At 67.0% G+C, this 7,600-nt stretch carries 7 protein-coding genes; 2 read left to right on the top strand and 5 right to left on the bottom strand.

The genetic code is table 11. The annotated features are described in order from the left end of the window. The coding region (carB, locus tag BN903_RS02445) for a carbamoyl-phosphate synthase large subunit (RefSeq protein WP_048076228.1) at positions 1–1,215 on the bottom strand (1,215 nt) is incomplete at its 3' end. A gap of 242 nt (positions 1,216–1,457) precedes the next feature. On the opposite strand from carB, the gene BN903_RS02440 reads away from it, so the two are divergent. Beyond that, positions 1,458–2,468, top strand: coding sequence for a hypothetical protein (locus BN903_RS02440; RefSeq protein ID WP_048076227.1), 1,011 nt, complete (start codon positions 1,458–1,460; stop codon positions 2,466–2,468). A gap of 16 nt (positions 2,469–2,484) precedes the next feature. Here the strand turns inward: BN903_RS02440 and BN903_RS02435 are convergent, their stop codons facing one another. After that, complete coding sequence (locus tag BN903_RS02435; RefSeq protein ID WP_048076226.1) at positions 2,485–2,709, bottom strand: hypothetical protein; 225 nt, start codon at positions 2,707–2,709, stop codon at positions 2,485–2,487. 444 nt (positions 2,710–3,153) lie between these two features. Between BN903_RS02435 and BN903_RS02430 the strand changes: the two genes are divergently transcribed. Further along, positions 3,154–4,056, top strand: coding sequence for a mechanosensitive ion channel family protein (locus BN903_RS02430; RefSeq protein WP_052334911.1), 903 nt, complete (start codon positions 3,154–3,156; stop codon positions 4,054–4,056). Between the two features lie 76 nt (positions 4,057–4,132). On the opposite strand, the gene BN903_RS02425 is transcribed toward BN903_RS02430, so the two are convergent. The 3 genes from BN903_RS02425 to BN903_RS02415 all read right to left on the bottom strand — a co-directional run bounded on the left by BN903_RS02425 (position 4,133) and on the right by BN903_RS02415 (position 7,331). Next, complete coding sequence (locus BN903_RS02425; protein ID WP_048076225.1) at positions 4,133–4,666, bottom strand: DUF5815 family protein; 534 nt, start codon at positions 4,664–4,666, stop codon at positions 4,133–4,135. Between the two features lie 86 nt (positions 4,667–4,752). Next, complete coding sequence (locus BN903_RS02420; protein ID WP_048076224.1) at positions 4,753–5,022, bottom strand: hypothetical protein; 270 nt, start codon at positions 5,020–5,022, stop codon at positions 4,753–4,755. Positions 5,023–5,108: 86 nt separating this feature from the next. Further along, positions 5,109–7,331 (bottom strand): CDC48 family AAA ATPase, encoded by a 2,223-nt coding sequence (locus BN903_RS02415; protein WP_048076223.1) that lies wholly within the window; start codon positions 7,329–7,331, stop codon positions 5,109–5,111. Positions 7,332–7,600 lie beyond the last annotated feature (269 nt).

Here is a 7,600-nt window from a genome sequence, read left to right as displayed (position 1 = left end):
CTCGAACGTCCGGCCGATCGACATCGCCTCGCCGGTCGATTTCATCGCCGTGCCCAGCTCGAAGTCGACGTCGTCGAACTTGTCGATGGGCCACCGCGGCACCTTCGTCACCACGTAGTCGATGGCCGGCTCGAAGGCGGCGGTCGTCTCGCCGGTGATCTCGTTGTCGATCTCGTGGAGCCGCTTGCCCAAGGCGACCTTCGCGGTGACGCGGGCGATCGGGTAGCCGGTCGCCTTCGAGGCGAGCGCCGAGGAGCGGGAGACACGGGGGTTCACCTCGACGACGCGGTACTCGCCGCCCGGGGTGCCGTCGTCGTGCCACGCGAACTGGATGTTACAGCCGCCCTGAATGCCCAGGTCGCGGATCACTTCGAGCGCCGCGTCGCGCATCTCCTGGTGGCCGTCGTCGGGGATTACCTGCGAGGGGGTGACGACGGTGGACTCGCCGGTGTGGATCCCCATCGGGTCGATGTTCTCCATGTTACAGATGATGATACAGGAGTCGTCGGCGTCCCGCATCACCTCGTACTCCAGCTCGACCCAGCCGGCGATGGACTCGGTGATCAGCACCTCGCTGTTCCGCGAGAGCCGGAGCCCCTTGCGGACCCGCTCGACCAGCTCCTCGAACTCGTCGACGACGCCGGAGCCGGAGCCGCCGAGCGTGTACGTCGTCCGCGCGATGACGGGGAGTCCGCCCACGTCGTCGACGGCCGACTGGACGCGCTCGCGGAACGCCGCCTCGTCGAAGTCGGTGACGGACTCGTCCTCGTCTAAGGAGATGGTGGTCGACTTCGGGACGGGCTGGCCGAGCCCCTCCATGCGCTGGCGGAACAGGTCGCGGTCCTCCGTCGCGTAGATGGTGTCCAGCGGCGTCCCCATCACCTCGACGTCGTGCTCCTCTAAGATCCCCTCTTCCGCGAGCTCCGCGGTGACGTTGAGACCGGTCTGACCGCCCAGCCCCGCGATGACGCCGTCCGGCTCCTCGATCCGGATGACTTCCGCGATCGCCTCGGGCGTGATCGGCTCGATGTACACCCGGTCGGCCGTCTCCGGGTCGGTCATGATCGTCGCCGGATTCGAGTTCACCAGGACGACGCGAGCGCCCTCCTCCTGGAGGGCGCGACACGCCTGCGCGCCGGAGTAGTCGAACTCGGCCGCCTGTCCGATCTGTATCGGTCCGCTGCCGATGAGTAGAATCGTCCGGTCCTCGCTCATTACGCGGACGGAATACGCTCATCGTAATAAGGTCGGCGGTAGAGTACGAATCTCGCAACGAGTTTGCGATTTTCGCAAGCGGTGCCGTACCACGGTAATAGGTATGACACATCACGATACGCGACACCGCCGTCGCGGCTCCGATCGTTCCCGGTCCGCGAACGACCCGTCCGCGACGAATCGACGGGGTGAGCCGTCTACCACAAGGAATTTATCGGGAACTCGGCGATTCCGAGGCGGATATGACATGTTCCCGCCGCCGTGCCCTCCAACTGCTCGGCGCTGCCGGCGCGACCGTCTCGACGGCTGGATGCCTGAGTTTCGGTGGTCTCAGTTCGTACGCGCTCCTCGGCGACGAGGAGGACCTCTCGTCGATCGGTCGGCCGTACCTGTGGCCGGACCCGACCGAAATCGACGCCGTGACCCGCGTCGACTTCGCGACCGAGACGAAGGCGGCGTGGCTCTCGGAACTGTCCGAGACCGGCAGCGTGACCGTCAGACAGTGGCCGCTCGTCGGACGCGACGCGTGGGGGACCGAGACGCGGCCGCGACCGACGTTCCTCCGGCGAGACGGGACCTTCTACGAGGTCCGCATTTCCGAGGAGCGGATCCTCGAACTGGAGCGGTGGCACTTCGCGGTCGAACGGGTCGACGAGACGCCGCCCGACGACGCGACGGTCGCGCGGCCGCCGTTCGACCTCTCGGCGCAGGACGAGCGCGTCCTCGACGCGGCGCTCGAGGCCGTGTACGCGGGCAACGACGGCTTCCTCGGCACCCCCGAGTTCGACGAGCTACAGACCGTCGAGTACCATCACGAACTCGACGCGGCGGCCAGCGCGCTCGTCCCCTCGCCGCCGTTCGCGTTCGTCGAGTACGAGGGCGAGTACTTCCGGCCGGTCGCGGAGCGGCGGACGGTCGTCGTTCCCGAGTGGACGTACGCCGTCAGCGAGATCGCGGACGAGCGGAGCCGGTTCGAGGAGCACGCGCGCGAGGCGATCGTCGGACGTGACCTCGACGACGCCGGACTCTCGGACGCCGCTCAGGATGTGTTAGACGACGCAATCGCGGAGGAGCCGCGTCGGTACGAGGAGGGAGATCCGCCCTCGGACGCGCTCGTCGACGCCCTCGACGCGCTCGGCATCGCCGCCGACCTCCGACCGATAGGGGAGTACGACGACCGGGTCGACTTCCGGAACGTCGTCGTCGACTACCGGGACGGTGTCTATCGGTTCGATCTGATCGTGACGCCGTAGCCGACCGGAGCGGCGCTCAGGTTTCGAGCCGGTACTGGTACGGCTGACCCGCGATAACCTCTATCTCGCCGCGCTCGGCCCGCCGCCCGAGCACCGTGGCGACGCGGTGCGGGCTGTCGATCTCCTCGCAATCGTCGCACTCCTCGACGAGGGCGAGGATCTCCCGCGCCGTCAGCGGCTCGTCGGCCTCGGCGAGCACGCCGCGGATCCGCTCGTACCGGTCGTATTCGCCGGCACTCATACGTCTTACGTACGGTCTCCGAACATATAGGGTTCAGTGAGACAGGAGTCGGACAACCGTCTGACAGAAGGGGTGTAGCGGCCGTTCTCGTGGACCCGACCCGTCGATCGGGGTGCGGTACTCATCATCGCGGACCTCGATCCGGTTTCAGCGAACAGGTAGATACCACTCGGGGTTCGGTCTGAGTCCGCGACCTCGTTCCGTCGGTTCGAACGGCCCGTATGGAGTCTCGACGGAAGGGAATTCGGTGACTGTGCCCCGATATGTCGTGTTTACTTAATTCGTACGAGTGCGTACCCCGGCTATGGAGTTCGAGGCCCAGCGGGAGAGTCCGACGGGTGATCGGGTAGCTCGGGCCGATAACGGGAACCTCCCGGGGAGCGTTCGGTGGTCTCCCGCGTACGGGGTCGTTCCGAAGAACTCACGCGACCGATCGGGGAATCGATGACGACGGGAATCCTCACGGCGGCGACGGTGCTCCGACAGGCCTCTGAGCCGGATCCCGGGCCCGAAGAGCTGACCGTGTTCTGGCCGCTTCTGGTTCAACTCGGCTGGTTTCTCGCCGGCTTCTCGGCGGTCGTCCTGATCGGGTGGCTGGTCGTACAACCGGTTCTCAGACGAGCCGTCCGGCGACGGAACCGCAACAACCCGACCCTCCAAGCCGCCGTTGTCCTGTACTTCCGCCTCCTCGTGGTGCTGGTGGGGACGCTGGTCGGGGTCGCGCTCGCCGGCTACGGGGAACTCCTCGGTGACTCCGCGCTCGTCATCAGCGCGGTCGCGCTGGCGGTGGGGATCGCCGCACGCGAGGTGATCGGATCGCTCGTCAGCGGGGTCGCACTGGTTCTCGACCCGGAGTTCAACGTCGGCGACCACATCAAGTGGAACGGCGGGGAGGGGACCGTACAGTCGATCGCCCTCCGAATCACTCGCGTCGAGACCGCCGCCGGCGAGCTCGTGACCATCCCGAACACCATACTGACCGCACACGAGATCACTCGGCCGTACGGCCGAGGGAATCATCGGATCGTACAGGAACTCCGCGTCGGTTACGAGAGCGACCTCGACGACGTACTGTACCAGCTCATCGAGGTGGCCGATGAGACGGAGGGGATTCTCACCGACCCGCCTCCGGCCGCGTACGTCGACGAGCTCGGTGACGACGCGGTTTCGGTCCGGGTCCACTACTGGATCACCGACCCGACTCGACGCGATGTCTTCGCGGTTAGGTCCGCGTACGCGCGGGCCGTCAAAGACCGGCTCGAAGCCGAGGGGATCAACGTCAGCCCGCCGGCCGAACGCGAACTCTCCGGCCGGATTCGCCTTAGCGATCCCTCCGAACGAGAATGAGCGACCGGAGACACCGCACGGCACCAGCGCATCGGGTGGTCCGTCTCGTCCGGCTCGGAACGTCCGATCGTCGCGCTCAGGCGTACGGGTCCTCTGCTTCGAGGTCGCGCTCCGCCCGGTACTGTTCGACGAACTCGCTCACGTCGAACTCGACCATCTCCTGTTCGAACGCCGACAGCGCCTCGTCGTCTTCGGCGTGGCTCACGGCGTGTTCCATCAGTTCGACGACGAGTTCGACGACGACCTCGTGGAGCCGCCGGGAATCGAACTCCGTCACCCATGCCATCGCGTACCCGACGTCCGCGTTCTCGCTGGCGTCGTGCGCGACGACGGCCTCCGGGAACTCCTCTAAGACGACGCCGAGCAGGTGCGGCGTGTCGAACTCCGGCATCTCCTCGCTGGTCGTCTCGATCGCTTCGCGCAGGACATCGACCAAAAAGTCCGGGAGGAACCGCTCGGGGGGGTGGACGTCCATCACGACCGCGTGGGTCTCACCGCAGGCGCACTCGTACTCGCGCATCCCAAGGTCCAGTTCGTCGACGCCGATCGCCTCCCCGCAGGGCAGCTCCAGCGCGTTCTCGTCGCCGCCGGGGACGCGGGGCTGAGACATACCTGCCTTTGGCCGTTCGCGGGGTTAAAAGGCGCGGAACGCGTCGCTGCGTCACCGCGGGGCATGACTGTCCCCGGCCCGTCGCGCTACTCGAAGTCCTCGTAGCCCCCCTCGTCGTCGCCGTCGGTGTCGCTATCGCTGCCGCCGTCGGTGTCGCTATCGCTGCCGCCGTCGGTGTCGCTATCGCTGCCGCCGTCCGGTGACCCGTACGTCTCGACCTCGGCTTCAACCTCGATCTCGATCCCGTTCGCCTCGTAGGTCGCCTCGATCAGTTCGGCGTCGTCGCGCTCGATCTCCAGTTCGTCGCGGTCGACCTCCACTTCGACTTCCACGTCGACGGTAACATCATCTGACATGCTCGGCTCTCGATACGGGACGTGTACGCAAAAACGGTCGGCAGCGCGAGGTCGGGACGTCCCGGCCGTCCGGGCGGCTCCGCCGCTTACTGGAACCCGACGCGACCGCCGGTGTCGCGGAGCGCCTCTCCCTTGCCGCCCTTGAACTGCTCTTCGACCTCGTCGTAGTACGCGAGGATGTCTTCGTTTATCGTCGGCCGAACCGACTCCATCGCCCGCCGGAAGTGTTTCATCTCTACCTCCTGGGCGTCGTCGTCGTCGCGCAGCGCCTCGATGGCGGCCTCGCGGGCGATCCCTTCGAGGTCGGAGCCGACGTAACCGTCGGTGATCTCGGCGATCTCGCGGAGGCTCACGTCGGGCGCGAGCGGGGTGTTCTGCGTGTGAATGTCGAGGATCTGCTCGCGGCCCTCCTGGTCGGGCTGGCCGATCATCACGAGCCGGTCGAACCGCCCCGAGCGCAGCAGCGCGGGGTCGATCATGTCCGGCCGGTTGGTCGCGCCGATGACCATCACGTCGCCCATGTCCTCTAACCCGTCCAGCTCGGTGAGCAGCTGGTTGACGACGCGCTCTGAGACGTTGTTTCCGGCCTCCTGCCCGCGTGCGGGCGCGAGGCTGTCGAGCTCGTCGAAGAAGATGATCGTCGGGCTCACCTGCCGGGCCTTCCGGAAGGTCTGTCTGATCGCCTTCTCCGACTCGCCGACCCACTTCGAGAGCAGCTGCGGGCCCCGCACCGAGATGAAGTTCGCGTTCGTCTCGTTGGCGACCGCCTTCGCCATCAGCGTCTTCCCGGTGCCCGGCGGGCCGTACAGCAACACCCCCTTCGGGGCGTTGACGCCCATCCGGTCGAACTTCTCCGGCGAGGTGAGCGGCCACTCGACCGACTCCTGTACCTGCTGTTGGGCCTCGCTGAGGCCGCCCACGTCGTCCCACGAGATCTTCGGTAGCTCGACGAGCACCTCGCGCATCGCCGACGGTTCCACCTCGTTCAGCGCGCCCGAGAAGTCGTCGCGCTTGACGATCATCCGGTCGATGAGGCTGGGGGGAACCTCCTCCTCGTCGAGATCGATCTCCGGGAGGTACCGGCGCAGCGCCTTCATCGCGGCCTCCTTGGTGAGGCTCTCGATGTCCGCGCCGACGAACCCGTGCGTCTCGTCGGCGAGGTGGTCTAAGCTCACGTCGTCCGAGAGCGGCATCCCGCGGGTGTGGATCTGGAGGATCTCCTTGCGGCCCACCTCGTCGGGGACGCCGATCTCGATCTCGCGGTCGAACCGCCCGGGGCGGCGGAGCGCGGGGTCGACGCTGTCGACGCGGTTCGTCGCGCCGATGACGATCACCTGCCCGCGCGTCTCTAACCCGTCCATCATCGTCAGCAGCTGGGCGACGACGCGGCGCTCGACCTCGCCGGTGACGTCCTCGCGTTTCGGCGCGATCGAGTCCAGCTCGTCGATGAAGATGATGCTCGGGCTCTCCTCTTTGGCGTCCTCGAAGATCTCTCTGAGCTGCTGTTCGGACTCGCCGTAGTACTTCGAGATGATCTCCGGGCCGGCGATCGAGAAGAACGACGCCGAGGTCTCGTTGGCGACCGCCTTCGCCAGGAGGGTCTTCCCGGTGCCCGGCGGGCCGTGAAGCAGGACGCCCTGCGGCGGCTCGATGCCGAGCTTCGAGAAGATCTGCGGGTGTTTCATCGGCAGCTCCACCATCTCGCGGACGCGCTGGATCTCCGACTGGAGCCCGCCGATGTCCTCGTAGGTGATCCCGCCGCCGGTCTTCTCGAACCCGGAGATCGGCTCCTCGCGCAGCTCGACCTCCGTGTCCTCGGTGATGAGACAGACGCCGTCCGGCTCCGTCTCGACCGCGATCAGCGGGATCGCCTGCCCGGGCGACCGCATGAACGGGTGGTTCGTCGACGACATCACGGGGACGATGTCGCGCTCGACGACCGGCCGCTTGAGGATCTGGCGTTTCACCATCCCGGCGGCGTCGGAGCCGAACTGGACGGACGCCTCCTCCGGCGGGGCGAGGACGAGCTTGTCGGCCTTCTCGGCCTCCGCCTTCCGGATGGTGACGCGCTCGCCGATGCCGACGTCCGCGTTCTGCCGGGTGAACCCGTCCACCCGCACGGTGTCGGTGTTCCAGTCCTGACGGTCCGCGCGCCAGACCTTCGCGGCGGTGGTCTCCGCGCCCTCGATCTCGATGATGTCGCCGGGCGAGAGCTTCAGGTGCAACAGCGTGTCGGGGTCGAGTCGGGCGATGCCGCGGCCCGAGTCGTTCGGGTACGCCTTCGCCACTTCGAGTTGGACTTCGTTCATGGTTCCTCGCGGGGGATGGTCGTATCTGGATCCGGTCCGGGAATAAGCCTGTTGCCCGTGTGGGGGCCATCGATCCGACCCGCGGGATCGGCGGCCGCGAAAGGCTGTGTGATCATATAGCACGGTACGGATTCCGCTCTTAAAACCCCGTCGTAACTGTGTGTTTTCGCCGTTTCGCTTGGGGACGCTCACGACGACCGGGCCTGAACGACGCCGACGACGAGGAGGCCGGACGCGACGACGGGCGTCGCCGCCCCCGACCCGGGCAC

Source organism: Halorubrum sp. AJ67 (genome assembly GCF_000513435.1).
Note: the sequence above shows the minus strand (reverse complement) of the source record. Positions and strands in the feature narration are given on the sequence as shown.

Excerpts from the sequence above, each read along its gene's own strand:
- BN903_RS02440 (WP_048076227.1), top strand. The coding sequence starts at position 1,458 with ATGACATGTTCCCGCCGCCGTGCCCTCCAACTGCTCGGCGCTGCCGGC.
- BN903_RS02435 (WP_048076226.1), bottom strand. The coding sequence starts at position 2,709 with ATGAGTGCCGGCGAATACGACCGGTACGAGCGGATCCGCGGCGTGCTC.
- BN903_RS02430 (WP_052334911.1), top strand. The coding sequence starts at position 3,154 with ATGACGACGGGAATCCTCACGGCGGCGACGGTGCTCCGACAGGCCTCT.
- BN903_RS02425 (WP_048076225.1), bottom strand. The coding sequence starts at position 4,666 with ATGTCTCAGCCCCGCGTCCCCGGCGGCGACGAGAACGCGCTGGAGCTG.
- BN903_RS02420 (WP_048076224.1), bottom strand. The coding sequence starts at position 5,022 with ATGTCAGATGATGTTACCGTCGACGTGGAAGTCGAAGTGGAGGTCGAC.
- BN903_RS02415 (WP_048076223.1), bottom strand. The coding sequence starts at position 7,331 with ATGAACGAAGTCCAACTCGAAGTGGCGAAGGCGTACCCGAACGACTCG.